The following is a 26534-nucleotide window of genomic DNA, read 5'->3' on the forward strand; positions in this document are numbered from 1 at the left end:
TCTCTAGATAGGAATCCCATGTCCACTCAACGCAATCCGTGGCTGGCGCTATACGCGCTGGTTGTCGGGTTCTTCATGATCCTGCTGGACATGACCATCGTCGCGGTGGCCAATCCGGCGATCAAAGAGGACCTGAACGCCGATATCAACAAGGTCATCTGGGTCACCTCGGCCTATCTGCTGGCCTACGCGGTACCGCTGCTGGTGACCGGGCGACTCGGAGATCGCTTCGGCCCCAAGAACATCTACCTGATCGGCCTGACGGTCTTCACCCTCGCCTCGCTGTGGTGCGCCATGTCGACGAGCATCGAGATGCTCATCGCGGCCCGCGCGGTGCAGGGTCTGGGCGCGGCACTGATGACCCCGCAGACGATGGCGGTCATCACCCGCACCTTCCCGCCGGACAAGCGCGGTGCGGCCATGGGTCTGTGGGGCGGCGTCGCCGGTCTGGCGACCCTGGTCGGCCCGATCCTGGGCGGTGTGCTGGTGGACTGGCAGGGCTGGCAGTGGATCTTCTACGTGAACGTGCCGATCGGCATCATCGCGTTCGTGCTGGCGGCCTGGCTGGTGCCCGCGCTGGAGACCCACGAGCACAAGTTCGACTTCGTCGGCGTGGCACTGTCCGCGGTCGGCATGTTCCTGCTGGTGTTCGGCATCCAGGAGGGCGGCACCCGGGACTGGGACGCGCTGATCTGGCTGATGATCGGCGGCGGCATCGTGGTGCTCGGCCTGTTCGTGGTCAATCAGGCGCGCAATACCGGTGAACCGCTGGTGCCGATGAGCCTGTTCAAGGATCGCAACTTCTCGCTGTCCAGCCTGGCGATCGCGGCCATGGGCGCGTCGATCACCGCGACGTTCGTGCCGTTCTACTTCTTCCTCCAGCAGGTGCACGGCATGTCGCCGACCAAGTCGGCGCTGGTGCTGGCCCCGATGGCGATTCTGACCGGTGTGTTCGCGCCGATCATCGGCAAGATCTCGGATCGGATGCCGCCGCGCATTCTGCCGACCATCGGTTTCGCGGTGTTCGCGGCGACCATCTTCGGTTTCTCCGCGCTGATGAAGCCGGATACCTCGATCCCACTGTTCCTGGTCATCGGCGGTATCGCCGGTATCGCCAATGCCTGCATCTGGGCGCCGCTGGCCACCACGGCCACGCACAACCTGCCGATTCAGCAGGCCGGTGCGGGCGCGGGCGTGTACAACACCACCCGTCAGGTGGGTTCGGTGCTGGGCTCGGCGGCCATCGCGGCGCTGATGTCCTCGCGGCTGTCGGCGCAGCATCTGCCCGGCGGTCCGGTGATGGAGGGCGGCGGCAGCGGTGGCGGCAAGATTCCGCCGGAGGTGCTGGACAAGATCAGCACCGCGCTCAGCCAGTCCATGATTCTGCCGGGCTGCATCCTGTTGATCGGCGTGGTGGCGTCCGCGCTGTTCGTCGGCCACGGCAAGAGTGATCACCGGCAGGCCCCGGCTCCGGAGAAGGTCGATATCGCGGGCTGAATCAGCCTGTGCGACAGGGGATCCGCATCAATAGACGAGCCCGTACAACCGGGTCCAGTCGATGCGGATCTCTATCGGCATATCTATCAGCGTCTCACCGCCGGTGGGCGTGAGCCGCCGGTGCGGGCGGTAGTGCCCGAGCACCAGCACGTGGGTCTGGATCGCGGTCACATGATCGCGGTCCAGATACACCAGCCAGAACCACGGAATGCCAGCGAGCGCGTACTCGGCCTGTTTGTCGGCGGTGTCCACGCGTTCGGTCAGCGGTGACACCACCTCGATCGCGAGTTTCACGCGCGGTGCGGGAAGCACCCCGGAAACCGTTGGGGCGCAGGTGAAGAGCGCGACGTCCGGGCGGCGCAGCGTGACCCGCGGCAGTTCCCAGAGCAGTACGTCCTTATCGGTGCCGACGTAGAGCGGACCGTCGCTGTACTGCCCCATATGCGAGATGGCGGCGACCTCGAGCATGGCGGCGAGGCGCCGGGCGGCATTGCGATGCGGCTGCGGGGCCGGATCGGCGCGCACCACATCACCGTTCACCACTTCGACGATGCGGCAGAAGTCGCGGGGTAGCTGCTTCCAGACATCGAGGGTGATCGGTTCGGGCTGCAGGTTTTCCGCCCGCGCCCACTCCAGCACTCCGGTCATATGGCGCTCCTTGATCGGGCGTCGAACGGCCTGGGCGATCGTAAACCGTGGGCGCGGGCAAAACGGCCGTTCGGCATTTTCGCCACTCCGACACTCCGAATAACCGGTGGTTTGCGGTATTTCAGCCGATGCGCACGAACCGCGACGCGTAACCGGTCGCGCCGTCGGGGACCTCACCGGCTTGATCGGAGGTCTGCACGACGCCCGCACCGTCGGTGCTGCGCGCCCAGATGGTGTGCGGGCCGGAGGTGGCGTCCCAGTCGAAAGCCCATTGCCGCCAGGTGTCTATCGACGGTTCGGCGGCGAGCCGCGCGGGCTGCCATGCACCCTGGTCTATGCGGACTTCCACGGCATTGATGCCGCGATGCTGCGCCCAGGCGACGCCCGCCACCGTCACCTTGCCCGCCGCCAGTTTGCCGCCGGCCGGGGTGTCGATGCGGGTTCCGGTCTTGATCGGGCCGCGTTCGGACCAGCCGCGCCGGGTCCAATACGCCTGTGCGCGATCGAATCTGGTGATCTCGATATCGGTCACCCATTTGGTCGCCGAGACATAGCCGTACAGGCCCGGCACCACCATGCGCACCGGATAGCCGTGCGCGGTGGGCAGCGGTTCGCCGTTCATGCCGACCGCGAGCATGGCATCGCGGCCGTCGGTGAGCGCGGCCAGCGGACTGCCCGCGGTGAAGCCGTCGATACTGCGGGACAACACCATATCGGCGTCCGGATGCGGACCCGCTTCCGCGAGAATCTCATCCAGCCGATAGCCGAGCCAGCTGGCATTGCCGATGAGATCGCCACCGACGGGATTGGAGACGCAGGTGAGCGTCACCAGTTTCTCGATGGCCTGCCGGGAGCCGAGATCGGCGTAGTTGAGCCGGATTTCGCGATCCACCATGCCGTGGATGCGCAGTGACCAATCGTCCTTGCTGACCTGCGGGACGGTCAGCGCGGTATCGATGCGGTAGAAATCGCTGTTCGGCGTGAGATACGAAGACAGGCCCGGGATTCGGAGATCGGCGGCCGGATCGACCGCCACCTGCGGTCCCGACGGCGGCGGCAATTGCACCTCCGCCCGCTCCCCCGAGACGTCCCGTTTCCGCAGTCCGAGAACGCGTCCCACCAGACCGGCCGCGGCACCGGAGGCCAATGCGATGCCGATCCCGCGCATGACCAGTCGGCGCTCCACCGCTACATCCGGATCCGCTTCCGCGGCGGCGGTTTCCGAGGCATCGGCGGGTGGCATCGCGGCCGCGTTCGCCGCATCGAGATCCTCGATGCGGCGAATCAGGCTGCGCAGCAACGCGATTCCGGCCCACGCACCCAGTAGCGCGGGCAGTGCCCAGGTCCAGGACGAGTCCGCGCGGGTGACCGCGGCAACGATCGCCAACAGCCCGAAGGCCGCGAAGAGAATCGATCCGATCGGGCGCTTCACCCGCTCGGCGAGTCCGGCCAACCCGGCCACCAGCACCGCGACCGCGCCCATCGAAATGAACAGCACCAGTTTGTCTTTGGTGCCGAAGGTGCCGATCACCCACTCGCGCACCCCATCCGGGGTGTGATCGACGATCAGCGATCCGATCGCCTGCAATGGCGTGCTGTCCGGACTGATCAGCACCGCGATGATCTCGGCAACCCCGAGGGTCACCGCGGCGGCGGCTACGCCGCCGGCAATTCGAAGTTCACGACCGGCCACGAATTCGACCCTACTGCGGGATCGGGCCACCGCACCGGCCACAGAAATGACATTCCGATGACGCCGGAACTCCCCCGGTCAGCGGTATGAAAAAGGCGCTGCCCCGGAAGAATCCGGTGGCAGCGCCCTGTCCGAACGAAGATCTAGGAGTAGATCGCCTCTACATCCTTGGCGTATTCCTTCATGACCACGTTGCGCTTGAGCGAGAGCTTCGGGGTGAGCTCGCCGCCCTCCTGGGTCCAGTCCACCGGCAGGATGCGGATCTTCTTGATCGCCTCGGCATGCGACACCAGCTTATTGGTGGCGGCCACGGCCTCGTTGATCTCCGCTACCAGCGCCGGGTTCTCGATCAGGTGCTCGATGGTGGTCTCGGGCGGAATGTTGTTGCGCTCGCGCCACTTCGGCAGCGTTTCCTGATCCAGGGTGATGAGCGCGCCGATGAACGGCTGCCCGTCGCCGACCACCATGACCTGGCTGATCAGCGGGTGCTGGCGCAGCGAATCCTCGAGCATGGCCGGAGAGACGTTCTTACCGCCCGCGGTGACCAGGATTTCCTTCTTGCGGCCGACGATGGAGATGAACCCCTTCTCATCGATCGCGCCCAGGTCACCGGTCTTGAACCAGCCGTCGGCGTCGAACGCGTCGGCGGAGGCGTCCGGGTTGTTCCAGTAGCCGGAGAATACGACCGGTCCGCGGATGAGCAGTTCGCCGTCCTCGGCGACCTTCGCGCCGTGGCCCGGCAGCGGCTGGCCGACGGTGCCGACCTTGATGTTCTTGGGGGTGTTGACGCTGACGGCCGCGGTGGACTCGGTCAGGCCGTAGCCCTCGTAGATGGTGACGCCCGCGCCGCGGAAGTAGTGGCCCAGGCGCGCGCCGAGGGGTCCGCCGCCGGAGACCGCGGAACCGCACTGCCCGCCCATGGCCTCGCGCAGCTTGGCGAACACCAGCTTGTCCAGCACGGTGTGCTTGAGCTTGAGCACCAGGCCGGGGCCGCCGGTCTCCAGCGATTTGCTGTAGTCGATGGCCACTTCGGTGGCGTAGTCGAAGATCTTGCCCTTGCCGCCGTCGTGCGCCTTCTGCTTCGCGCCGTTGAACACCTTCTCGAATACGCGCGGTACCGAGAGGATGAAGTTCGGCTTGTACGCGCCGAACTGGTCGACCAGCGTGGACCAGTCGGAGCTGTGCGCGACGGTGACGCCCGCGTCGAACGCGGCCAGCGCCACGGCCCGCGCGAAGACGTGCGCGAGCGGCAGGAACAGCAGCGACTTCTGGCCGGGGCGCAGGAACTCGCTCATGGCGGAGCGGTCGGCGGCCGATTCGGCGTACAGGTTGGCATGCGAGAGCATGACGCCCTTGGGCCGTCCGGTGGTGCCGGAGGTGTAGATGAGGGTCGCGGGCGAGGCGGCCTTGACCTGGGCGCGGCGCTCGTGCACGACGCTGTCGTCGAGTTCGGCACCGCGCGTGGTCAGTTCGGCGATGGCGCCGCCCTCGATCTGCAGCACCTCGCGCAGATCACCGAGTCCGCCTTCGATTTCGGCGATGGTGGCGCGCTGCTTCTCGTTCTGCACGACGATCGCCTTGGTGGCGGAGTCGGACAGGATCCAGCGGATCTGCTCGGCCGAGGAGCTGTCGAAGATGGCGACGGTGCAGCCGCCGGCCGCCCAGATGGCGAAGTCCAGCACGACCCACTCGTAGGAGGTGGCGGCCATGATGGCCACCCGGTCTCCGAGTTCGATTCCGGAGGCGACCAAGCCCTTGGCCACACCCGTGACGGCCTTGGCGAACTCGACCGCCGTGACGTCGTTCCAGCCGCCCTTACCATCCGGAGTGTTGAAGACGACCAGGTCCGGGGTCTTCTCCGCATGCCGGAACGCACCGTCCGACATATTGGCGCTCTCGGGGATGGTGTAGGTAGCCGGGACTTCGAACTCTCGCATCGCTGCCCTTCCACAGTGGGTTTACTCGCGGGTAATTTACGCCACGCTTACATGTCACACCCGGCAGCCCGCCCGAACCTGTTCTATCGAACCGTTCGAACGGGCTTCACAAACCGTGCCACCACTATCCTATGGAACGGGTTTGCGCAGGTCGAAGGGCCTGGCGCAGGAACTCGCCGAGTTCCCGGGTAATGGCCTCGGCGGGCGCCACCAGGGACGCCTGCAATTGGGACACGTGCCAGAGACCCTCGGTCTCGGTGAACCGGGTCTCCACGCCCGCCGCGCGCAGTTTCGCGGTGAGCCGGGTGCACTGGTCGTGCAGCAGCTCGGATTTATCGGCCTGCACATAGGTGGGCGGCAGCCCGTGCAGATCGGCGAGCAGCGGCGCGTAACCGGTGTCGAGGCCGTCACCGGCACCCAGATAGGCGGCGGCACAGGCCCGCGACCACGGCTTGTTGATGACCAGATCCCGGGTGCGCTCGGGGATCTCGTTGGGATCGCCCCACGGCGCGATGAGCCCGAGCGCGGCCGGGGCCAGTCCGTGCTTATCGCGCAATCGGATCGCCAGCGCCAGCGCGAGCCCGCCACCGGCCGAATCCCCGCCCACCGCAATGCGTTCGGGCTTGTAGCCGAAGGCGATCAGCTCCAGGAACGCCGCCTCGGCATCGTCCAGAGCCGCCGGGAACGGATGCTCCGGGGCCAGGCGATAGTCGAGAACCTGTACGGGACAACCGGTTTCACGCGCCAGATAACCGGCGAGCGCCCGATGCGTGGCGGGCGAGCCGACCGTGTAACCGCCGCCGTGCAGATACAGCACGGTGGCGCTGTCGGTGGCCGGGCCGAGCGTGACCCGCTCGGCCGGACGACCACCCAGGCGCACCTTCTCGTAATGCGTACCGCGCGGCGCCCGTTGCAACGGCGCGCCCAGATCCATCAGGGCGCGCTGCACCGAGAAGGGCAGCGTCTTGTTCAGCATGACCCGGAACACCGGATGCAGGACCGCACGCGCGAGCGGCAACGGCAGATTCAGCTGTGGCATAACCAATTCCCTACGGCAGGAAGCGCTTCTGTACAACGGCGGAGATGCGCTGGTAGTACGAGCCGGTGCTGCGCACGAACAGATCCAGCAGTTTTGCCTCCCAGCCGATCAGCACGCGGCCGTGTCCGCGGGCCACGCCCTCGGTGATGGTCTGCGCGGCCATGGCGGGGGTGTGCATGGCGAGCTTCTTGTCGAACAGGGTCGCCAGGTTCTGCTGGTTCAGGCCCTCGGAGACCGTCGCGTTGCGGGCGACGGCGGTCTGGATGCCGCCGGGGTGCACGCAGGTGACCTTGACCGGCTTACCGCTCATGATCATTTCCTGGCGCAGCGCCTCGGTGAAACCGCGCACCGCGAACTTGGCGGCGTTGTAGGCGCTCTGGCCGGGCACGGCGATGAGGCCGAACAGACTGGAGATGTTCACCACGTGACCCGAACCGGATTCGATCAGGTACGGCAGGAATGCCTTGGTGCCGTTGACGACTCCGTAGAAGTCGACGTCCATGATGCGGTCGATGTCCTTGAACGCGGTGTCCAGCACATCGCCGTGGTGCGCGATTCCGGCATTGTTGTAGATCTGGTTGACCTTGCCGAAATGCTTCTTGACCTCATCGGCGTAGACCAGCACGGCCTCGCGCTCAGCCACGTTGAGTCGATCGGATTTGATCTCCACACCGAACTTCTCGCACAGCCGCACGGTTTCGGCCAGGCCCTCGGTGTCGATATCGGACAGCGCGAGTTTCGCGCCGCGGCGGGCCAGGTTCTCCGCCAGGGCGCGCCCGATGCCGGATCCGGCGCCGGTGATCACACAGACCTTGTCCTTGAAGTAAGCATCGTTGCTCACGGTTACCACTTTCGGTTGGTTCGGGCGCTGCCGGAGATCAGGCGGCGGTCCGGGCGGAAGATGAAGTCTCGTAGGCGGATACGTCGAACTTCTGGAGCAGGCTCCGGAAGCGGAAGGTGAAGTCCGGCCAGAGCGTGGTGTTGTTGCCGTGCTTGTCCATGTACCAGGAGGCGCAGCCGCCGGTGCTCCAGACCGCGCCGCTCAGCTTCTGCTGCAGTTCGGCGTTGTATTCGTCCTGCACATCCTTGCGCACCTCGATGGTGCGCACACCCAGGCGGTCGATGGTGGCCACGGCATCGGCGATGTAGTTGATCTGCGATTCGATCATGAACACCATCGAGGTGTGGCCAAGGCCGACGTTCGGGCCGAGCATGAAGAACATATTCGGGTAGTTGTGGATCGCCGAACCCTTGTAGCCCTGCTGGCCGATGCTCTCGAAGACCTCGGCCAGGGTGCGGCCGTCGCGACCCGAAATGGTGTCGTAGGCAGGGGAATCGGTGACGTGGAAGCCGGTGGCCACCACGATGGCGTCCACTTCGCGCTCCATGCCGTCCTTGGTGACGACCGACCCGGAGCGGATCTCCTGGATGCCGTCGGTGACGACGTCGACATTGTCACGGCCCAGCGCCGGGTAGTACTCGTTCGAGATGAGCATGCGCTTGCAGCCGATGCGGAAGTTCGGCGTGACCTTCTTGCGCAGCTCCGGATCCTTGACCTCGATGCGCAGCTTGGCGCGCGCCACGGTCTCCAGGATCTTCATGGCGGGCGGGAACTTGGCCAGGCCGACCACCTGGGTCTCGCGCGCGGCGTAGATGGCGGCGCGGGACAGCGCCTGCGCGCCCGGAATGTATTTGAAGGCAAGCTTTTCCGGCAGCAGGTAGGGCCGGTCCGCGCGCGGCAGCAGCCACGGGGCGGTGCGCTGGTACAGGTCCAGGTGCGCGACCTGCTTGGCGATCGACGGCACGATCTGGATGGCGGAGGCGCCGGTGCCGATGACGGCGACGCGCTTACCGGTCAGATCGGCATTGTGATCCCAGCGCGCGGAGTGGAAGATCTCGCCCTGGAAGTCGTTGATGCCCTTGATATCCGGCAGGTTCGGCTCGCACAGCGCGCCGACCGCGGAGACCAGGATATCGGCGGTGAAATCGCCCTGCGAGGTCTGGATCTCCCAGCGGGCGGTGTCATTGTTCCACTGCGCGCCGGTCATATCGCAGTTGAACAGGTGCTTGTCGCGCACGTCGTACTTATCGGCGACGGACTTGATGTAGCCCTGGATCTCCGGCTGCTTGGAGAACGAGCGGGACCAGTCCGGGTTCAGCGCGAAGGAGTACGAGTACAGGTGCGAGGGCACATCGCAGGCCGCGCCCGGGTAGGTGTTGTCGCGCCAGGTGCCGCCGACATCATTGCCGCGCTCGAGCACGAGATAGTCGGTGCGACCCTGCTGACTCAGCCGAATGGCCAGGCCCAGGCCGGAAAACCCGCTGCCCACGATGATGATGTGGGAATGCCGGGCGGCCCGGTTGTCGACAGCTTTGTCTGTAACCTTGCGACTCATGTACATCAGCGTAGGGTCTTATTGAGTAGGAGTCAATAGTATTGACTCACGTTCAGTAAGATTTCGCCATGACCCGAGGAGCCAAGGTGAGCAAGCCGGACGCGGGTGCCAAACGCACCCGGCTCAGCCCCGACGATCGACGCCTGCAACTCATCACCCTGGGCGCGAACATGCTGCGCGAACGGTCCCTGGAGGAGGTGTCGGTCAGCGAGATCGCAGAACAGGCCGGCATCTCGCGCGGCCTGCTGTTCCACTACTTCCCCACCCTGGGCGATTTCCACCTGGCGATCATCGCCTACGCCAACGCGGAACTGCTGGAACGCACCACCCCCAATCCCGCGCTGCCGCTGGCGGAGATGCTGCGCGATTCGGTCGAACGCTATGTCGCGTACGTGGAGGAGAACCGCACCCCCTACCAGGCCCTGCTGCGCGGACCCATCAGCGCCAGCCCGGAACTGGTCGCCATGGTGAACGCGCACCGGCTCGCCCAGGTCGAGCGCATCCTCGCCGAATCCCCCATCCCCGTGGAGGATTCGGATATGCCGCGCCTGACCCTGGCGGTCCGGGGCTGGATCGCCTTCGTCGAGGAAACCACCCTGACCTGGCTCCGCGAGGCCCCCATCACCCGCGAGGCGCTGATCGACCTGCTGGTCGAATCACTGCCCGCGCTGGCGCTCAACTCCACGCTCGCCGCCGCCCTGCTCGAGTGACGGCCAGCTCGGTCACGGGCGCGATGACCCGGGTATCGATTGCGCGCGAGGCTGTTTCGGGCCAGTAGCCGGTGACCGCGGTCGCCATGAGCGCCGCCGCGAGCGGGCTGTGCGCGCGGCTCAGGGTCAGAAACAGCCGTTCGGCGGGATTCCAGTCGTATTCGGGTTCCAGTGTCGACATCGGTGCCCTCCCATATCTCGTGTATCACCAGGCCACGAGAGTGCCACCGGACGAACCCGCCCCGCGCCTGAAAAATCCGGCCGCGGAGTAGATTTCAGAGAATTTTCACTCCAGCTCCGCGTAGTTCCGCAAACCTTCGAGATCACGCACCACGACATGCCTGTTGCGCAGGCAGACCAGACCCTTGAGCTGCATTCGCTTCATCGCCAGCCCGACCGCGTCCTCCCCCGCGCCGATGAGATTCCCGAGCTCCTCATAGGAGAGCCGCACGGTGATCTCCACACCGGATTCGCTGGGGCGGCCGTAGGATTCGGCGAATTCCACCAGTAATCGGGCCAGACAGCGCCGCACCGGCCAGCCGCCGAAATCCAGCCGCCGCTGATCCGACCACGCCAGCCGATCGGCCAGCGTGCGGCACAGCGTCTGCCAGCCGTCCGGATGCTCATTGAGAAACGACAGGAACATATTTCCCGGAATGCAGTGCGCGATCGTCGCCGTGCAGACGGTCGCGGTGGCCGAGCGCACCGAATTCGGTGTCAGCGCGCCCAATTCCCCGATCACATCGCCGCTCACCCGAATGGCGAACAGCGTCCCGGCGTCCGCGGTGATCTTCACGCACGCCGATACGCTCGTATCGTGCGAGCGCAGCACGTACACGGTGTTCCCCGGATCCCCCTGCCGCATCAGCAATGTCCCCGGTTTGCAGTACCGCTCATGCCCCAGCCCGAGCAACTCCCGCCGCGAGCGCGGACTCAACCGCGCCAGCAACGTGTTCTCCGGCCACGGCCAAGCATCCAAATCGACCATCGAATCCAAATCCGCCTAGTTGGAATCGTCCCCGAAACTCAACGGTAAGCGAGCTTTCCGGGAACGGAACCGCAACTCACATCACAATCGGCGATACCTGCGGCGGATTCGGCGGCCCGATCCGGATTCAGAGCGCGTGCGCGTCCAGCCAGGTGCGGGCCAGGTCCGCGGGGACCGCGCCGTTATCGCGGATCCGGCGGAGCATATCGGCGAGGTCGACGGTGGTGAGTTCGCCTGCGACATAGTTGAGTTTGCGGAGCTGGGTCGATGTCAAGGCGGCCTTACGGATCACCGGGACCACCATGGCGGAGCGGAAGGCGTAGGCCGGGTCGGCCAGCGCGGTCAGGTCCGCACCGCCGCCGGGGAGGTAGGACGGCGGGCCGGACAGCACCGCCAGCTGGATCTCACCGCTGGACAGGGCTTTTCGAGCGTCCTCGGCGGTGGGGAAGGTGACCGGGTGCGCGACGGCACAGCCGTAGACCGCTTCCAGGGGAGCGAGCACATCGCGCTGCGGATCCAGCGGCGCGCGCATCGGATCCAGCGCGGGGCCGGTGGCGATGCCGACGGTCAGCTCGGGACAGCGCGGGGCCAGCTCCTTCAGCGACGACGGGTAGACCTCGGTGCGGGTGGCATCGGCCACGACGACCGGGCGCAGATCGGTGCCGTCGGCCGGATCGCCGACCGTGAGCCCTTCGGGCAGAGCGGCATTGAGCGCTTTGACCACATCGTCGGGCTTGTTCGCCGTTGAGGTGGAATCGAGCGCGGTGAGCAGATCACCGGTCACATCGGCGACCGCTACGACGGTGCCCGCGTCGAGCGCGGCGAGCTGACCCGGGCGCGCGCCCAGCCCGCGGTGCACGGCGGTGCGCGCGCCGGTGCGCCCGAGTGCGTTCGCATAGATCTCGGCGAGCAGACCCGACTGCGCCGAATCACCCGCGCCGATGGTCAGCGCGGGCGCGTCGTCGGTACCGCACGCGAGGGTTGCCAGTGCCACCGTGACCGCCAGCGCGGTGGACAGCAGGGCTCGCCGGGGGGCGCGGGAATCCGTTCTGCCGAACATTCGCAACAGTCTGCCGCGCGCCGGGCGCGAACTCCGGATCGGGTGGCCCCGAGCGTGTCTCACCAGCCGATATCGGAAATCGTGCCACGGCACACGAAGAAACCAACCCGAGGTAGGCAACGTTCGCGCGGCAAACCGGGCAGTATGAACACTCAGGTTGGTTCCCCCGACGCGATCCGCACGGGGAATCCGAATGGCCTCGCTCGGAAGGACAACAGTGCATTCGCTAATCTCCACGCGCGCCGGCGGCAGGCGCACAGCCCGCACCGTGCTACGTATCCTCGCCGCGGCCGTCGCGCTCGCAGCGGCCATGGCCGCCTCCGCCTGCGGCGGCGACTCCAATCCACTCGGCGGCAAGAGCGACTGCGGGGGCGGCACCGATACCCTCACCGTCGGCTCGGCCAACTTCCCGGAATCCGAAACCGTCGCGGACGTGTATGCGGAAGCATTGCGCGCCAACGGTTTCCAGATCACCACCAAGCTGAATATCGGCAGCCGCGAGGCGTACGTGCCCGCGCTGCGCGAATGCGCGATCAGCCTGATCCCCGACTACACCGGCAACCTGCTGCAGTACCTGGACAAATCGTCCACGGCCACCGCGCCCGCCGATGTGAACACCGCGCTCACCAAGGCGCTCGGCACCGAGCTCGGTATCGCAACCCCCGCTCCCGGTGAGGATTCCGACGCCGTCGTGGTCACCGGCGCCACCGCCGAACGCTGGAATCTCAAGTCCATCGGCGATCTCGCCCCGCATTCGTCCGAGGTCAGCTTCGCCGCGCCCGCCGAATTCGCCGAGCGCCCAGGCGGTCTCCCCGGCCTGAAGAAGGTCTACAACCTCGATATCGCGCCCGCCAAGTTCCAGGCCATCGCCGACGGCGGCGGCCCGGCCACGGTGCGCGCACTCACCGACGGTCAGGTGACCGCCGCCGACATCTTCACCACCTCGCCGTCCATCGCCGCCAATAACCTGGTGGTACTTGCCGATCCGCTGCACAACTTCGCCGCACAGAACGTGGTGCCGCTGTTCAACACCGCCAAGAAGAGCGACAAGCTGATCGCCGTCCTCGATGCCGTCTCGGCCAAACTCACCACCGCCGAACTGATCGGGCTCAATACCGCGGTCTCCGGCAGCGCCAAAACCGAACCCGCCGCGGCCGCCAAGGCGTGGGTGCAGGCGCAGGGGCTGAACAAGCCGATCGGCTGATAGGGGAAATACGGTGTCCGACATCGAATTCAGCGGGGTCAGCAAGACCTACCCGGGCGGGACAGTTGCCGTCCACGATTTCGACCTGCGCATCGAATCGGGGTCGTTCACCGTATTCGTCGGTCCCTCCGGCGGCGGCAAGACCACCGCCATGCGGATGATCAACCGCATGATCAGTCCCACCACCGGCACCATAACCGTTGCCGGACAGGATGTTTCGACGATCAACCCGGTACAGCTGCGGCTCGGCATCGGATACGTCATCCAGAACGCCGGACTGCTGCCGCACCGCACCGTGCTCGACAATGTGGCCACCGTCCCGGTGCTGCGCGGCGCTTCCCGCCGCGCGGCCCGCAAGGCGGCGCTCGAGGTACTGGACCGGGTCGGCCTGGATCGGGAACTGGCGCAACGCTATCCGGCACAGCTGTCCGGCGGTCAGCAGCAGCGTGTCGGCGTGGCCCGGGCGCTGGCGGCCGATCCGCCCATTCTGCTGATGGATGAACCGTTCAGCGCCGTCGACCCGGTCGTACGCACCGAGCTCCAGGCCGAGATGCGGCGACTGCAAGCCGAACTGCACAAGACCATCGTCTTCGTCACGCACGATATCGACGAGGCCATCCGACTCGGTGACCGCGTCGCCGTCTTCGGCGCGGGCGGACGACTACAGCAGTACGACGAACCGCAGCGCGTACTCTCGCAGCCCGCAACGGATTTCGTCGCCGGCTTCGTCGGGCGCGATCGCGGTTATCGGGAACTGTCGTTCCGCAGCGCCGCCGCCGTACCGCTGCGCGAACTCGCCACCATCACCCCCGAGGAAGTCACCGGGGTGCGCCTGAGCAAGGGCGAATGGCGGCTCGTCATCGATCCCGAACGGCGTCCGCTCGGCTGGATCGACACCACCGGCGTCGAGGCCGTGCGCGCCGGACAGCCGCTGGAGCACAATATGGCGGCGGGCGGCTCGCTCTACCCGCCGGACGGCGATCTGCGCCAGGCGCTGGACGCCGCCATCTCCTCTCCCTCGGAAATCGGTGTGGCGGTGCAGGATTCCGGCGCGGTGCGCGGGGCCATCCTGGCCGCGGATGTGCTGGAACAACTCTCGAACCAGCGCGCCGCCGAAGACGCCGAACGCAATCGCGCGTTCTTCGAGGAGGAGGCGGCCAAGTGAGGTATCTCCTCGACAATTTCGCGGAGATCGCCGGATTCGCCCGCACCCACCTGTATCTGGCGCTGCTGCCGCTGCTCATCGGACTGCTCATCGCGATACCGGCCGGGGCGCTCGCGCACCGGGCACGCTGGCTGCGCCGCGTCACCACCACCGCGGCGGGCATCGCCTATACGATTCCGTCGCTGGCGCTGTTCGTGATCCTGCCGCCGCTGATCGGCATCTCGGTCATCGATCCGCTGAATGTGGTTATCGCACTGACCATCTACTCGGTAGCACTGCTGGTGACCGCGGTGCCCGCCGCCCTGGATTCGGTGCCCGCCGAAGTCCTCGACGCCGCCGACGCCATCGGCTACACCCGGCTGCGCCGCACCCTCACCGTCGACTTCCCGCTCGCCCTACCGGTTTTCGTGGCCAACCTGCGCGTGGTCGCGGTCACCAATATCTCCATGGTGACCGTCGGCGCGCTGATCGGCGTCGGCGGACTCGGCAAACTCTTCACCCAGGGCTATCAGCGCGACTATCCCGATGAGATCGTCGCGGGCATCATCGTGGTGCTGGTGCTGGCGCTGGTCATGGATCGACTGCTGTATGTGCTCGGCCGACTCGCCACCCCGTGGCTGCGCACCGGCGGACGCATCCGCCGCGCGAAAGGCATTGCGGCATGAACCTTTTCCTCGACGCCTGGCATTACCTGAGCACCGGCTCGAACTGGTCCGGTCCCACCGGCATCGGTAAGCGCATCGCCGAACACCTCTGGTACAGCCTGCTCGCGGTCGGCCTGTCGGTGGCCGTCGCACTGCCCATCGGGCTGGTGGTCGGGCACACCCGGCGCGGATCGGCGCTGATCGTCGGCTTCGCCAATGCCATGCGCGCCCTGCCGACCCTGGGCCTGCTCACCTTCGTGGTGCTGCTGCTCGGTCTCGGACTGTTTCCGCCGATTCTCGCACTGCTCACCGTCGGCATTCCGCCGCTGCTGGCGGGCACCTACGCCGGAATCGCGAATGTCGACCCGGTCGTGGTCGACGCCTCACGGGCCATGGGCATGACCGAACGCCAGGTGCTGTTCCGGGTGGAATTGCCCAACGCGCTGCCGGTCCTGCTCACCGGGCTGCGCGCGGCCACCCTGCAGGTGGTCGCGACCGCCACCATCGCCGCCTATGTGAACCTGGGCGGACTGGGCCGCTACATCTTCGACGGCATCGGGCTCTACAAATACGATCGCGTACTCGTCGGCGCGATTCTGGTGGCGACGCTCGCGCTGGCCCTGGACGCGGTGCTGGCCTTCGCGGTGTGGCTGTCGGCTCCCGGCACCGGCCGATTGCGCCGCACGCCACCGCCCGTCGCGGCGGCCGCACAACCGATCAGCTGACCGGTCGCGCATTGACCTCCGGTGTGACTCGAGACACGATGGCAGATGGCCCGAAGCACCATCCACTCTTCAGGAGGTCTGCGTGAAAGCCATGAAAGCCCGCGACATCATGCACCGCACGGCGGAATGCATTCCGGCGGACGAAACCCTCGACCGCGCCGCGCAAATGATGCGCAATATGGATGTCGGCGCACTCCCCATCTGCAATAACGACCGCTTGATCGGCATGCTCACCGATCGTGACATCGTCGTCCGCTGCATTGCCGAGGGCCACGACCCCTCCCGGGTCCGCGCCGGTGACCTCGCCCAGGGCACACCCCGCTGGGTCGACGCCGACACCGACGTCTCCGCGGTGCTCGACATGATGGAACAGAATCAGATCAAGCGGCTGCCCGTCATCGACGTCGCCAACGGCAAACGCCTCATCGGCATGATCTGCGAATCCGACCTCGCCAAGAACGTCACCGATAAGCAGCTCGCGGAATTCGTGGCCGCGGTCTCCATCCCGCACTAGTGCGCGGAGGGGGTGCGCACGGCGGTGGAATCCCGTGGAATCCCGCCATGAGTACCCCCTCGATCGCCATCGCCAGCTGATTCACAGGGAGCGGCCGGAGAATGTGCCCGTGCAACCGGGACGAATTCTTGTGGTCGAGGACGCCGAAGCCATCCGCGCGGCCGTCGCGGCGGGACTGCGCGCCGCCGGGCATGACGTGCTCGGGCGAGCGGACGGAGCACTGCTGGAACAGGATCTGGCGCAGTTCCGGCCCGATGTGGTCGTGCTCGATGTGATGTTGCCCGGGCGGGACGGGTTCGCGCTACTGGAAGTGGTGCGGGCGCGATCGGCGTCCGGGGTGCTCATGCTGACCGCGCGCGACGGCGTCGAGGATCGGGTGCGCGGACTGCGCGCCGGATCGGACGACTACGTGGTGAAACCGTTCGAGCTGGCCGAGGTGGTGGCGCGGGTGGACGCGCTGCTGCGGCGTATGGGCCGGGCGCGGACCCGGATCACCGTGGGGGATCTCGTCGTCGACGTCGACTCCGGCAGTGTGCGGCGCGCGGACATTCCGGTGGCGCTCACGGCGACCGAATTCAAACTGCTCACCTATCTGGCCGGGAATCGGGATCGCGTGGTGACCAAGACCCAGATCCTCACGGCCGTATGGGGTTACGACAATTACGACCCCAATCTGGTCGAGGTGAATGTGAGCGCGGTACGCCGCAAACTCGAGGAACACGGGGATCGGCTGCTGCACACCGTGCGCGGGCTCGGGTACACGCTGCGGGTGGGCGAATAGGTGCGCACGGTATCGCTGCGCAGGCGGGTAACCCTCACCACCGCAATCGTTTCCGGTGTGGTGCTGGTGGCGGTGGCGTTCACGGTGCACGCGCTGTTCGGGCTGGTGGTGAATCGCAGCGAGAACACGGTGCTCACCGATCGCGTGCAGTTGGCGAAACAGCTGTCGCAGGAGGGGGTTTCGCCCGACGATCTGATCGCGCGGGTGGACACCCGGTCGGTGCGGGCGCGGCTGGTGCTGCCCGACGGGCGCGGATTCGGCAGCCTCACTCGCAAGAACGCCGAGGACAGCGCGGTGAAAACGCGCATCGTCAAACTCACCGGCGGGCAGTTGGACGGCGGCCGCCTCACCCTGCAAATCGACACCCCGCTGCTGTCCCGCGTACAGGACCGCCTCGGCATCCTGCTGAGCCTGGCCACGGCGGGGGCCATCGCCGTCATCGCCGCCGGGCTCTGGTTCGGCGTGCCGCGCGCCCTCGCACCACTGGACGCCATGACCCGGCTGGCCCGCGAAATCGCCCGCGGCCAATTCGGCCGCCGCCTGAACCCGTCCCGCACCGATACCGAATTGGGGCGCACCGCAGCGGCTTTCGACGAAATGCTGGACACCCTCGAAGGCGCACTGCACGCCACCACCGCCGCCGAAGCCCGCGCCCGGGCCTCCGAACAGCGTATTCGCACCTTCGTCGGAGATGCCGCCCATGAACTCCGCACGCCCGTCTCCGGCATTCGCGCCCTCGCCGAAGCGGTCATCCAGCATCCGGCCGACGCCGATCCGGAAGAGCTTCAGCGCATGCATCTGCTCCTGGTGCGCGAAGCCGTCCGCGCGGGCCGCCTCATCGACGATCTGCTCGATCTGGCGCGCATCGACGCCGGATTACAACTCCACCGCGTCCCCACCGATCTGCACGCCCTGACCGCGACCCAACTCGATCGCATGCGAATCCTGCACCCGGACACAACCTTCCGACTCGAAGGCGCTCCGGTGACGGTGACGGCCGACCCCGAACGCATCACCCAGATCCTGGCGAACCTGCTGAACAACGCCTGCCAGGCCATGAACGACGCATCGGGACCGACCGATCGGCAGTACCTCCCCACCGTGCGGATTCGCCTGTGCGCCACAGGCAAATTCGCCGAACTGGCTGTGATCGACACCGGCCCCGGCATTCCTCAGAACGACCGCGAACGCGTCTTCGATCGCCTGGTCCGCCTCGACGCCGCTCGCGACCACCGCACCGACGGCTCCGGCCTCGGCCTGCCCATCGCCCGCGGCCTGGCCCGCGCCCACGGCGGCGACCTGACCTGCGAACCGCCCCCTCCCGACCGCTCCGGTGCGGTCTTCCTGCTCCGTCTCCCCCGCGACTGAGCCCAGCGGGCTCTGGGCCGTTGACGGGTGGAGCTGAAGATCGGCTGAAGATGGGGCCGGGATTCAGGGGATCTTCAGGTGGCGGGGGCAGATTCGGTGGAGACCGATTCCCTCAGGTAGGAGTGAGTATGAAGCGCAGCATTGCCGCCGTCGTCGCCGGTGCGGCCGGATTCGCCGCCATCGCGCTGGCGGTGCCGGGCGTGGCCGCGGCCGACGGCCCCGATTGCAGCCCGGCGGCATTGAGCGCGGCCCGCGCCGACGCGAAAGGCAAAGTGCAGGCGTACCTTTCGAGCCATCCGGACGCGGCCGCCGAATTCGCCAAGATCAAGACCCTGCCCAAGAATCAGCGCCGCGCCGAAATGAAGGCGTACGCCTCCTCACACCCGCAGGACGCCCAGGCCATCAAGGACGCCCGCCAGGCCGTACGCGACTACCGCGCCAACTGCCACAAATAATCCACGGCCCGTCAGCGCCGCCCGCCGGACCATCCCTCGCCGGTCCGGCGCATATGCCGCGACTGCCCTCGCGACACGACGCCGACGGAACCGACCGGCGGACACCGACTTCCACGGTGTCCGCCGGTTTCGTGTCAGCCGCGCACCAGGCCGGTGCGGTAGGCATAGACCACCGCGTGAATGCGGTCGCGGACACCGAGTTTGGCGAGGACGCGGGAGACGTGGGTCTTGACGGTCTCCTCGCCCACGCCCAATTCGGCGGCGATCTCGTAATTGCTGCGGGCGGCGGCCACCAGGAGCAGGACTTCGCGTTCGCGGGCGGTGAGCTGGGCAAGTTCCGGGGGTTCGGCGGGCGGGGCCAGTTCGGTGGCGAAACGCGTTGCGAGCCTGCGGGTCATGGAGGGGTCGATGACCGCGTCACCGCGCACCGCCACGCGAATGGCTGCCACCAGGTCTTCGGGCGGCAGGCTCTTCAGTAGAAAGCCGCTGGCCCCGGCGGCCAAAGCTCGGGACAGGCTGGCTTCGCTGTCATAAGTGGTGAGCACCAGCACACGCGTACCGCCCGCTGCCACAATGGCTTCCGTGGCCGCCAGGCCGTCGAGTTTCGGCATGCGCACATCGAGGATCGCCACCTCCGGCCGCAGCCGGGCCGCCGCCTCGATCGCGGCGCGACCGTCCGCCACCTCGGCCACGCATTCCAGATCGTCCTGCGCGTCCACCACGGCCCGCAGCCCGGACCGGAACATGGTGTGATCGTCCGCGATCAGCACCCTTACGCTCATGCCGCTCCAATCGGTACCGAAACCACGATGTCCCAACGACTTCCGGTGCGATCCGGCCCCGATACCACGGTGCCGCCGAACAATTCGACACGCCGCCGGATGCCGTCCAGACCCCGGCGCACTCCCTCGGGAACCTGCGGCACCGTGGCGATGGGATTGGTCTCGCGAACCTCCACCCGCGTCGGCCGATAGCCGATCTCCAGTCGCGCGGGCGCGCGGCCGTGCCGCAGCGCGTTGGTGAGCATCTCCTGCACCACCCGGTACAGCATCACGTCCAATGAGCCGGGCAGCACCGGCGGCTCGCCCGAAATCTCCACGTGCACTTCGAGTCCCGCCGAGCGTACCCGCTCCAGCAGATCCTCGATATCGGCGAGTCCGGGCTGGCGCTGTCCGTCATCGTCATGCCCGTGCAGCAGATCCAATTGCCGCCGCAGATCCACCATGGCCGACCGGCTGCTCGACTCGACCGCCGTCAGCGATTTGGTAGCCCCGTCGGAATCGGTGCGGGACAGTGCTATTCGCGCCACCCCGGCATGAATTCCGATGGCGCTCACATGATGGGAGATGACATCGTGCAGATCCCGGGCGATGGCGGCCCGCTCCTCGGACAGCGCACGCTCCAGCGCCGCCCGCTGCTCCTGCTCCCGCAACCGCTCCCGCTGCTCCAATTCCGCGATATAGGCCCCGCGCGCCACCGTATTGCGTCCCACCAACCACGGCACATACCCCGCGACAATGGTCACGATGAGCAGCTTCCAATCCCGAGAGTCATTGCCGCCCACCAGAATATGCGCCAGCGCCGCGCCACCCGCCAGCATGGCGACCGTCAGGTAGGAGGTCGCACCGGTCAGCCACGCCCCCGCCCGATACCCCGCCACCAGGAACCCCACATCGGGTATCCGGGCGTGCAACGCGTAATGCTGGACGAACGCCCCGATCCCCAGTTTCACCAGCACCTGCGCGAACGCCGCGTACGCCGCCGTGGACGGTGGGGCCGCCAGCGCAAGATCCGCGATCACGATCCCCACCGCCAGCAGCGCCGCCATACCGGGCGCGGCCCCGAACGCACCGCACACCACCAGCTGCATGCTGTCCACTACCGCCGCGACCACCGCCACCAGCAGCGACTGGCGCGCCAGCGACCTGCTCACATCCACCGCGCACCACCTCCGTCGTCATCTCGGGCATTGTGCGCGACGGTACCCCCGAGACCCCCGATCCCCCGTGTGGGGGACGTGAAATCCCCCGTCGGCGCGACGATTCGGCGCGCCGGGCTGATTAGCGTCGAGATATGCCCGCCGAGCAGGAACTTCCCGTGCAGGAGTCCATATGAGTCCAGACCTGTTCATCTACGCCGTACCGGCATTCCTGCTGCTGATGCTGGTGGAATGGATTGCCGATCGGCGCGATCCGGATCGCCCCGCGAACGGCATGTCCGGCCGGGACCGGGCCTCCAACATCGCCACGTACACCATCGGCCGCTTCGTGAAACCGTTTGTGGCGCAGTTGATTCCGTTCTCCACGGTGGTGCTGGTCGCGCACTTCACCCCGCTGCACCTGTCCCCGGGTGATTGGTGGGTGTGGGTGCTGGGCCTGATCGTGACGGATTTCTGCTACTACTGGGCGCATCGCGCCGACCATCGCGTGCGGCTGCTGTGGACCTCGCACAGCGTGCATCACTCCAGCCGGTTCTTCAATCTCTCCACCGCCATCCGGCTGCCGTGGGCGCATCCGATCGCGGCGCAGCTGCGCGGTATGTGCTGGATTCCGGCCGCGGCCCTGGGCTTCCCGGTGTGGATGATCTTCCTGCTCCAGACCATCGGCCTGCTGTACCAGTTCCCGATCCACACCCAGCGCATCGGCACCATGTGGCGGCCGATCGAATTCCTGTTCAACACCCCGGCGCACCATCGCGTCCACCACGGCTCCAACCAGCCGTACCTGGACACGAATTACGGTGGCGTCCTCATCATCTGGGATCGCATGTTCGGCAGTTTCGCGGCCGAGTCCGAGCCCATCGCCTACGGCCTCACCAAGAACATCGGCACCGACAATCCGATCAAGGTGAACTACGCCGAACTCATGAACCTGGTTCGCGACGTCCGCACCGCCCGCACCTGGAAGGGCCGCGTCGCCTACATCTTCGGCCCGCCCGGCTGGACCGAATCCCCCACCGAACAACCCGTGAAAGAAGCCGTCCCCGTCTAACAGTTCGGCCCCCGCACCGGAAAGGTGCGGGGGCCGAATCGTTTACGGCTGCTGCCTACGCGACACCCTCGGCGCGCGCTGCCGCACCCACGGCCGCGGCGACGGCCGGGGCCACGCGCGGATCCAGCGGGCTGGGGATGATCCGATCCACGGCCAGCTCATCCGCGACCACCGCGAAGATGGCATCGGCGGCGGCCACCTTCATACCCTCGGTGATGCGGCGCGCGCCCACATCCAGCGCGCCCTTGAAGACGCCCGGGAACGCGAGCACATTGTTGATCTGGTTCGGGAAGTCCGAACGACCGGTCGCCACGATGGCGGCGTACTTGGCGGCCACATCCGGGTGGATCTCCGGATCCGGGTTCGACATGGCGAACACGATGGACTCGGGTGCCATCGAAGCGATGAGCTCCTCGGCGACGGTGCCCGCGGACAGCCCCAGGAACACATCGGACCCGGCGAGCGCCTCGGCCGGACCACCGGTGATATTGCGCGGGTTGGTGCGCTCGGCCAGTTCGGCCTTCACATCGTTGAGGTCGCCGCGGTCCCGGCTCACGATGCCCTTGGAGTCGAGCACCACGATGTCCGAGACACCGGCGGCCAGCAGGATATTGGTGCACGCCACACCGGCCGCGCCCGCACCGGACACGACCACCTTGAGAGCGGACATATCGCGACCCTGCACCGCGGCAGCGCCCTTGAGGGCGGCCAGCACCACAATGGCGGTGCCGTGCTGATCGTCATGCATGACGGGGCAATCCAGCGCCTCGATAACGCGCTTCTCGATTTCGAAGCAGCGCGGGGCCGAGATGTCCTCGAGATTGACCGCGCCGAAGCTCGGGCGCAGCAGAATCAGCGTTTCGACGATCTTGTCGACATCTTTGGTGTCGAGCACGATCGGAATGGAATCCAGACCGGCGAACTTCTTGAACAGGGCCGCCTTGCCCTCCATCACCGGCAGCGAGGCGCGCGGGCCGATATCGCCCAGGCCCAGCACCGCGGTGCCGTCCGAGACGACCACGACCAGGCGCTCGGCCCAGGTGTAGGTCTTGGCGAGGGATTCGTCGGCGTGGATGCCACGGCAGACCTGCGCCACACCGGGGGTGTAGGCGATCGAGAGGTCGCGCTGGGTCTCCAGCGGCGCGGTGAGTTCGACCGAGAGCTTGCCGCCCAGGTGGCCCGCGAAAATCTCTTCCGTGGTGATGTCGGAAAGGTTCGCAGTATTGGTCGCGGGGTTTGCCGTGGGGGCATTCACTGCTTCAGTCACGGATGACACGATTTCACTCCATCTCGGTGCGGACTCAACCGTTTGACGGTTACCGTTCGGTAATAGGTAATGGGGGTTTCGATACTCGTTTTTCGGGCGCGTCGGCCATCACCGCGGGCCACTTCGAAAACCTTGCCACCACATCGTGGCAATGGGCACAAAGTATTACCGATCGCGGGAAGCGTGTCTGCGGACAGACAACACGGCGCTGCACAGATCGTCGAGCTGGAACCGGACGGGTGGTCCGGGCGATATCGCCGGGGTGATCAGAGTCAACCCGCGCGTCGCGGACCGTAATCACCGAGTGGCCCCGGACCGGGCGGTGGCTGCGGCCGGGGGTCGTCACATTCTGCCAGTAGCGTCGACGACGCGCCAAATCGCCCCCGGCCCATCGCGCGCGTTCACCATCAACGAAGCCTAGGTGAGCCGAATCACCCGCAGGTTAAGGGAAACTCGCACGTCCGGCCGCGACTGCGGAGAACTGTCACAACCCGATACCACCCGCCGCCGTGAGCTGTCGCGCCCGATTGGCAGCGGCGCGGTGAGATCGAGCCCGAACCGAGCCTTGCGAATCAGGACGCCTCGGGCGCGGCGCTTTCCACGGGTCCGCGCATGGTGCGCGGCGCGGCGGTGCGCTCGGGCCGCACCCAGACGCTGTCGAGACCGCCGGTGAGCAGGCGGACGCGCCAATCATCGGTCCCGCCCGGATGATCCGTGCGGCGGTGCATACCGCGGGTTTCGGTGCGGGCCAGCGCGCTGTATTTGGTCCAGCGCGCCACCGCCAGCAGGGCCGCGGCCTGGCGGGCGTGCAGCCTGGTCGCGCCCTTGCCGCCGAGGTCGTATTCGACCCCTGGCCACATACCGTCGAGTTCGCCGATGCTGTCCCGCAGACTCCCGTCACTGCGCCAGTAACTGCGGCGCAGCGGCAGCGTGTGCTCCTGCACCAGCCCGACCACCGCGCGCGGATCGATGCGCGCCCGATCGGTGAGCCCGACCCCCGGAACCGGGCGTGTCTTACCGAGTTTGCGGCGATTGCCCGCGAACCGCGCCGCCGCCTGCCCCGCCCACACCCCCGAGGACACCGCCCACGCCCCGTGCTGACCGCCGACCCCGGACACCGCACCGGTCACCGGTTCCCGCGTGGTCACATCGCCCGCGCCGAAGAGTCCGGGAACCGTGGTGGCGCAATCGGGTCCGGCCAGCCGCAGCCCACCGGTCCCGCGCACCGTCCCCTCCAGCACCGCGCGCAGCGGCACCCGCCCCGACCAGCCCGAATTCGCTTGCGCCAGTATGTCCTCCGGCCCGGCCTCGGGGCGCGGTCCGAACAGCTGGTCATCGGGGCCGCCGAGCAGCGCGCTCACATCGGAGAGTTCGTCGAGTGCGGCGTAGACGCGCCGCCCGTCGGCGATGGCGGCGAACGCCTGGGCCCGCGACCCCGCGCCCTGATCGCAGAGCACAGAGCGCGATTCGTCGTAGAGCGTCGCGAAATGCCGCACCTGATCGGCCGGGAACGCACCCGGCGGGCGCTGGCCCGATACCGAGGCGGGTCCCGAAACACCGGCCGGGACAAGCGAATACGCGTTGGAGAACTCCATGCCGGACAGTTCCGCCCCGGCCTCGGCGCCCATCAGCAGACCGTCACCGGTATCCACATCGGTGCCCGCGCCGCCGGAGAGGAAGGCGCAGCCGCCGGTGGCGATGATCACGGCCTTGGCATGCGCGGACCAGCTGCGGAAATCGCCCTGCAGCGCCACCCCGGCCGCGCCCGAGACCACCCCGTCGGCATCGGTGATCAGCTGCAACGCCGGATGATAATCGAGAATCCGCACCCCGGCGACGATCATGCTGCGGCGCAGTCGCCCGAGATATTTCGGTCCGTCCAGGTGCACCCGGGTGGGCCGTGCGGAGCCGTCGCCGTGCGACCGGAGCCCCCCGTGCACGAGCTGTCCGACACGCCGGTGCGTCTCCTCCAGCACCCGGTACATCCACTCCGGATCGCCGAGCCCGCCGCCGTGCGCGAAGCTCTCGGCCACCGCGTCATCGCGCAACCGGCCGGGCGGAATGTTCCAGAGCGTCGCGCCCGCGCGCGCGGTGGGGCCGCTGGAACCGCAGCGGGCCTTGTCGACCAGCAGGACACGGGCGCCCGCCGCCGCCGCGGCGAGCGCGGCCCAGGCCCCGGCGGGACCGCCTCCCAGCACGAGCACATCCGCGTCGAATTCGGTCATATCGACAAATGTTCGTCGACCGTTCAACTGCTCGCAACTGTTATGCGTATTTCAATTCCACCACTGTGTCCACAACAACATTCCAGCTACCGCAAAAACTATCGCACATCCGGAAAAAGCCGCAATTCCCTGACGTCTATCAGCAAATACCTGGGCGGTCACAATCACCACCGCCGCACCGATATGCCACGCCAGATCGGAAGCCCCGGGGCCCGGAAAATCACGCTGCGCGCCCATGATCGCCGCGCCGACGACCGTCAGCACCAGGATCACCGTGCCGCCCGCGATGAGTCCGCTCAGACCCCGGAGCACCTTCATGCCGTCACACCCGTCCCGATCATGCGGTGATCACCGGAACCCCGCTCGCCTTACCCACCAGCTCCTCGAATTGCGCCGGGTCCGTGGTGAATTCGCCGAGCCGGATGGTCTTGTTGCGGCCGTGGTAGTCCGAGGACCCGGTGGTGAGCAGGCCGAGTTCGGCGGCCAGCCCGGCCAGCACCTCGCGGTCCGCGGCGCTGTGATCGGGATGATCCAGTTCCAGACCGCCCAGGCCGAGCGCGGTCAGCTCACGAATGTGGTCCAGCGCCAGCAGCCGGCCGCGCTTGCGGGCGCGCGCGTGCGCCACCACGCTCACCCCGCCCGCCGCCTGCACCATCTCCACCGCGCGCTGCAGCGGTGTATCGGCCTTCTCCACGTAGTACCGGCCGTCCGAGGCCAGCAGATCCTGGAACGCCGCGTCGACCGTCGGCACCACGCCCGCCTCCACCAGCGCCCGCGCCAGATGCGGGCGGCCCGCAGACGGTCCCGCGGACGCCATCACCGCGTCCGGATCCACCGGCAGGCCGTCGGCCGCCATCTGCTCGGCCATGGCCCGCAATCGGATGATGCGTTCACCGCGCAGGCGCTCGCGCTCCTGCGCGAAGACGTCGTCGGCGGGATCGAACAGGTACGCCAGCAGGTGCACCGCGACCGGCCAGCCGTCCTCGCCCCGGCCCACGCACGACATCTCCATACCGCGCACCAGCGTGAGCCCCGGGGGCAGCGCGTCCACCGCCTCGGCCCAGCCCGCGGTGGTGTCGTGATCGGTCAGGGCGACCACGTCCAGTCCGGCGGCCGCGGCATTGCGGATCAACTCGGCCGGAGTGTCGGTGCCGTCGGAGGCATTGGAATGGGTGTGGAGATCGATGCGCACACGGTCCATCTTGCACGCGGCCCGCCGCCGATCCCG

General features: G+C 67.4%; 26 protein-coding genes. 11 read left to right on the forward strand and 15 right to left on the reverse strand.

Translation table 11 applies throughout. The annotated features are described in order from the left end of the window. The first annotated feature begins 18 nt into the window (after positions 1-18). Positions 19-1497 (forward strand): DHA2 family efflux MFS transporter permease subunit, encoded by a 1479-nt coding sequence (locus ACFC4D_RS27630; RefSeq protein WP_376067864.1) that lies wholly within the window; start codon positions 19-21, stop codon positions 1495-1497. A 27-nt stretch (positions 1498-1524) separates the two neighbouring features. On the opposite strand, the gene ACFC4D_RS27635 is transcribed toward ACFC4D_RS27630, so the two are convergent. The 6 genes from ACFC4D_RS27635 to ACFC4D_RS27660 all read right to left on the reverse strand — a co-directional run bounded on the left by ACFC4D_RS27635 (position 1525) and on the right by ACFC4D_RS27660 (position 9210). Then, on the reverse strand, positions 1525-2145 hold the full coding sequence (locus ACFC4D_RS27635; protein WP_375965662.1) for a Uma2 family endonuclease: 621 nt from the start codon (positions 2143-2145) through the stop codon (positions 1525-1527). Between the two features lie 121 nt (positions 2146-2266). Beyond that, positions 2267-3838 carry a molybdopterin-dependent oxidoreductase gene (locus ACFC4D_RS27640; RefSeq protein WP_376067866.1) on the reverse strand — a complete coding sequence of 524 codons (1572 nt, stop codon included), beginning with the start codon at positions 3836-3838 and terminating at the stop codon, positions 2267-2269. A 143-nt stretch (positions 3839-3981) separates the two neighbouring features. After that, complete coding sequence (locus tag ACFC4D_RS27645; protein WP_375965657.1) at positions 3982-5775, reverse strand: AMP-dependent synthetase/ligase; 1794 nt, start codon at positions 5773-5775, stop codon at positions 3982-3984. A gap of 124 nt (positions 5776-5899) precedes the next feature. Further along, entirely contained in the window at positions 5900-6814 is a 915-nt protein-coding gene (locus ACFC4D_RS27650) for an alpha/beta hydrolase (protein WP_375965654.1), read from the reverse strand. A 10-nt stretch (positions 6815-6824) separates the two neighbouring features. Continuing rightward, entirely contained in the window at positions 6825-7655 is an 831-nt protein-coding gene (locus ACFC4D_RS27655; RefSeq protein WP_375965651.1) for an SDR family NAD(P)-dependent oxidoreductase, read from the reverse strand. Between the two features lie 37 nt (positions 7656-7692). Continuing rightward, the gene (locus ACFC4D_RS27660) at positions 7693-9210 is read right to left on the reverse strand and encodes a flavin-containing monooxygenase (protein ID WP_376067868.1); all 1518 of its coding nucleotides are present in this window, start codon (positions 9208-9210) and stop codon (positions 7693-7695) included. Positions 9211-9278: 68 nt separating this feature from the next. Between ACFC4D_RS27660 and ACFC4D_RS27665 the strand changes: the two genes are divergently transcribed. Next, positions 9279-9920: a TetR/AcrR family transcriptional regulator gene (locus ACFC4D_RS27665; RefSeq protein ID WP_364639897.1), complete on the forward strand. Its 642-nt coding sequence runs from the start codon at positions 9279-9281 to the stop codon at positions 9918-9920. Here the strand turns inward: ACFC4D_RS27665 and ACFC4D_RS27670 are convergent. The 3 genes from ACFC4D_RS27670 to ACFC4D_RS27680 all read right to left on the reverse strand — a co-directional run bounded on the left by ACFC4D_RS27670 (position 9886) and on the right by ACFC4D_RS27680 (position 11968). Continuing rightward, positions 9886-10101 (reverse strand): hypothetical protein, encoded by a 216-nt coding sequence (locus ACFC4D_RS27670; protein ID WP_364639900.1) that lies wholly within the window; start codon positions 10099-10101, stop codon positions 9886-9888. The genes ACFC4D_RS27665 and ACFC4D_RS27670 overlap by 35 nt on opposite strands. A 105-nt stretch (positions 10102-10206) precedes the next feature. Then, complete coding sequence (locus ACFC4D_RS27675) at positions 10207-10908, reverse strand: Crp/Fnr family transcriptional regulator (RefSeq protein ID WP_376067870.1); 702 nt, start codon at positions 10906-10908, stop codon at positions 10207-10209. A 127-nt stretch (positions 10909-11035) separates the two neighbouring features. After that, complete coding sequence (locus tag ACFC4D_RS27680) at positions 11036-11968, reverse strand: glycine betaine ABC transporter substrate-binding protein (protein ID WP_376067872.1); 933 nt, start codon at positions 11966-11968, stop codon at positions 11036-11038. 310 nt (positions 11969-12278) lie between these two features. On the opposite strand from ACFC4D_RS27680, the gene ACFC4D_RS27685 reads away from it, so the two are divergent. The 8 genes from ACFC4D_RS27685 to ACFC4D_RS27720 all read left to right on the forward strand — a co-directional run bounded on the left by ACFC4D_RS27685 (position 12279) and on the right by ACFC4D_RS27720 (position 18824). Then, entirely contained in the window at positions 12279-13172 is an 894-nt protein-coding gene (locus tag ACFC4D_RS27685) for an ABC transporter substrate-binding protein (protein WP_375966433.1), read from the forward strand. Positions 13173-13185: 13 nt separating this feature from the next. After that, positions 13186-14337, forward strand: coding sequence for an ABC transporter ATP-binding protein (locus ACFC4D_RS27690; RefSeq protein ID WP_376067874.1), 1152 nt, complete (start codon positions 13186-13188; stop codon positions 14335-14337). Then, on the forward strand, positions 14334-15002 hold the full coding sequence (locus tag ACFC4D_RS27695; RefSeq protein ID WP_375965633.1) for an ABC transporter permease: 669 nt from the start codon (positions 14334-14336) through the stop codon (positions 15000-15002). The genes ACFC4D_RS27690 and ACFC4D_RS27695 overlap by 4 nt, the downstream gene beginning before the upstream one ends. Next, positions 14999-15706: an ABC transporter permease gene (locus ACFC4D_RS27700; protein WP_376067876.1), complete on the forward strand. Its 708-nt coding sequence runs from the start codon at positions 14999-15001 to the stop codon at positions 15704-15706. Before ACFC4D_RS27695 ends, ACFC4D_RS27700 begins: the two co-directional genes overlap by 4 nt. A gap of 91 nt (positions 15707-15797) precedes the next feature. After that, positions 15798-16220, forward strand: a complete 423-nt coding sequence (locus ACFC4D_RS27705; protein WP_364640497.1) for a CBS domain-containing protein — start codon at positions 15798-15800, stop codon at positions 16218-16220. Between the two features lie 109 nt (positions 16221-16329). Then, positions 16330-17001, forward strand: a complete 672-nt coding sequence (locus tag ACFC4D_RS27710; RefSeq protein WP_376067877.1) for a response regulator transcription factor — start codon at positions 16330-16332, stop codon at positions 16999-17001. Continuing rightward, positions 17002-18369: an ATP-binding protein gene (locus tag ACFC4D_RS27715; RefSeq protein ID WP_376067879.1), complete on the forward strand. Its 1368-nt coding sequence runs from the start codon at positions 17002-17004 to the stop codon at positions 18367-18369. A 128-nt stretch (positions 18370-18497) separates the two neighbouring features. Beyond that, complete coding sequence (locus ACFC4D_RS27720; protein WP_376067881.1) at positions 18498-18824, forward strand: hemophore-related protein; 327 nt, start codon at positions 18498-18500, stop codon at positions 18822-18824. A gap of 134 nt (positions 18825-18958) precedes the next feature. On the opposite strand, the gene ACFC4D_RS27725 is transcribed toward ACFC4D_RS27720, so the two are convergent. Both ACFC4D_RS27725 and ACFC4D_RS27730 read right to left on the reverse strand, forming a co-directional pair. Next, a complete protein-coding gene (locus ACFC4D_RS27725; protein WP_376067883.1) occupies positions 18959-19606 on the reverse strand; it encodes a response regulator in 648 nt (215 codons plus the stop codon). Next, positions 19603-20763 (reverse strand): sensor histidine kinase, encoded by a 1161-nt coding sequence (locus ACFC4D_RS27730; protein ID WP_375965619.1) that lies wholly within the window; start codon positions 20761-20763, stop codon positions 19603-19605. Before ACFC4D_RS27730 ends, ACFC4D_RS27725 begins: the two co-directional genes overlap by 4 nt. 172 nt (positions 20764-20935) lie before the next feature. On the opposite strand from ACFC4D_RS27730, the gene ACFC4D_RS27735 reads away from it, so the two are divergent. Beyond that, positions 20936-21814 carry a sterol desaturase family protein gene (locus tag ACFC4D_RS27735; RefSeq protein WP_376067884.1) on the forward strand — a complete coding sequence of 293 codons (879 nt, stop codon included), beginning with the start codon at positions 20936-20938 and terminating at the stop codon, positions 21812-21814. Between the two features lie 55 nt (positions 21815-21869). Here the strand turns inward: ACFC4D_RS27735 and ACFC4D_RS27740 are convergent, their stop codons facing one another. The 4 genes from ACFC4D_RS27740 to ACFC4D_RS27755 form a co-directional block, all read right to left on the reverse strand. Next, positions 21870-23090, reverse strand: coding sequence for an NADP-dependent malic enzyme (locus ACFC4D_RS27740; protein WP_375965614.1), 1221 nt, complete (start codon positions 23088-23090; stop codon positions 21870-21872). 563 nt (positions 23091-23653) lie between these two features. Continuing rightward, a complete protein-coding gene (locus tag ACFC4D_RS27745) occupies positions 23654-25306 on the reverse strand; it encodes an FAD-binding protein (RefSeq protein WP_376067886.1) in 1653 nt (550 codons plus the stop codon). Positions 25307-25357: 51 nt separating this feature from the next. Continuing rightward, on the reverse strand, positions 25358-25624 hold the full coding sequence (locus tag ACFC4D_RS27750; protein WP_364639945.1) for a hypothetical protein: 267 nt from the start codon (positions 25622-25624) through the stop codon (positions 25358-25360). 19 nt (positions 25625-25643) lie between these two features. Next, entirely contained in the window at positions 25644-26498 is an 855-nt protein-coding gene (locus ACFC4D_RS27755; protein WP_364639948.1) for a PHP domain-containing protein, read from the reverse strand. Between the last annotated feature and the right edge of the window lie 36 nt (positions 26499-26534).

The organism is Nocardia sp. NPDC056000 (assembly GCF_042269265.1).
Classification (GTDB): Bacteria; Actinomycetota; Actinomycetes; order Mycobacteriales; family Mycobacteriaceae; genus Nocardia.

What these genes read in the sequence shown, in the direction of transcription:
- ACFC4D_RS27650 (WP_375965654.1), bottom strand. Translation starts at nt 6,814, where the DNA reads ATGCCACAGCTGAATCTGCCGTTGCCGCTCGCGCGTGCGGTCCTGCAT.
- ACFC4D_RS27700 (WP_376067876.1), top strand. Translation starts at nt 14,999, where the DNA reads ATGAACCTTTTCCTCGACGCCTGGCATTACCTGAGCACCGGCTCGAAC.
- ACFC4D_RS27735 (WP_376067884.1), top strand. Translation starts at nt 20,936, where the DNA reads ATGAGTCCAGACCTGTTCATCTACGCCGTACCGGCATTCCTGCTGCTG.
- ACFC4D_RS27720 (WP_376067881.1), top strand. Translation starts at nt 18,498, where the DNA reads ATGAAGCGCAGCATTGCCGCCGTCGTCGCCGGTGCGGCCGGATTCGCC.
- ACFC4D_RS27725 (WP_376067883.1), bottom strand. Translation starts at nt 19,606, where the DNA reads ATGAGCGTAAGGGTGCTGATCGCGGACGATCACACCATGTTCCGGTCC.
- ACFC4D_RS27745 (WP_376067886.1), bottom strand. Translation starts at nt 25,306, where the DNA reads ATGACCGAATTCGACGCGGATGTGCTCGTGCTGGGAGGCGGTCCCGCC.
- ACFC4D_RS27645 (WP_375965657.1), bottom strand. Translation starts at nt 5,775, where the DNA reads ATGCGAGAGTTCGAAGTCCCGGCTACCTACACCATCCCCGAGAGCGCC.
- ACFC4D_RS27680 (WP_376067872.1), bottom strand. Translation starts at nt 11,968, where the DNA reads ATGTTCGGCAGAACGGATTCCCGCGCCCCCCGGCGAGCCCTGCTGTCC.
- ACFC4D_RS27750 (WP_364639945.1), bottom strand. Translation starts at nt 25,624, where the DNA reads ATGAAGGTGCTCCGGGGTCTGAGCGGACTCATCGCGGGCGGCACGGTG.
- ACFC4D_RS27630 (WP_376067864.1), top strand. Translation starts at nt 19, where the DNA reads ATGTCCACTCAACGCAATCCGTGGCTGGCGCTATACGCGCTGGTTGTC.
- ACFC4D_RS27665 (WP_364639897.1), top strand. Translation starts at nt 9,279, where the DNA reads ATGACCCGAGGAGCCAAGGTGAGCAAGCCGGACGCGGGTGCCAAACGC.
- ACFC4D_RS27660 (WP_376067868.1), bottom strand. Translation starts at nt 9,210, where the DNA reads ATGAGTCGCAAGGTTACAGACAAAGCTGTCGACAACCGGGCCGCCCGG.
- ACFC4D_RS27675 (WP_376067870.1), bottom strand. Translation starts at nt 10,908, where the DNA reads ATGGTCGATTTGGATGCTTGGCCGTGGCCGGAGAACACGTTGCTGGCG.
- ACFC4D_RS27670 (WP_364639900.1), bottom strand. Translation starts at nt 10,101, where the DNA reads ATGTCGACACTGGAACCCGAATACGACTGGAATCCCGCCGAACGGCTG.
- ACFC4D_RS27635 (WP_375965662.1), bottom strand. Translation starts at nt 2,145, where the DNA reads ATGACCGGAGTGCTGGAGTGGGCGCGGGCGGAAAACCTGCAGCCCGAA.
- ACFC4D_RS27685 (WP_375966433.1), top strand. Translation starts at nt 12,279, where the DNA reads ATGGCCGCCTCCGCCTGCGGCGGCGACTCCAATCCACTCGGCGGCAAG.
- ACFC4D_RS27705 (WP_364640497.1), top strand. Translation starts at nt 15,798, where the DNA reads ATGAAAGCCCGCGACATCATGCACCGCACGGCGGAATGCATTCCGGCG.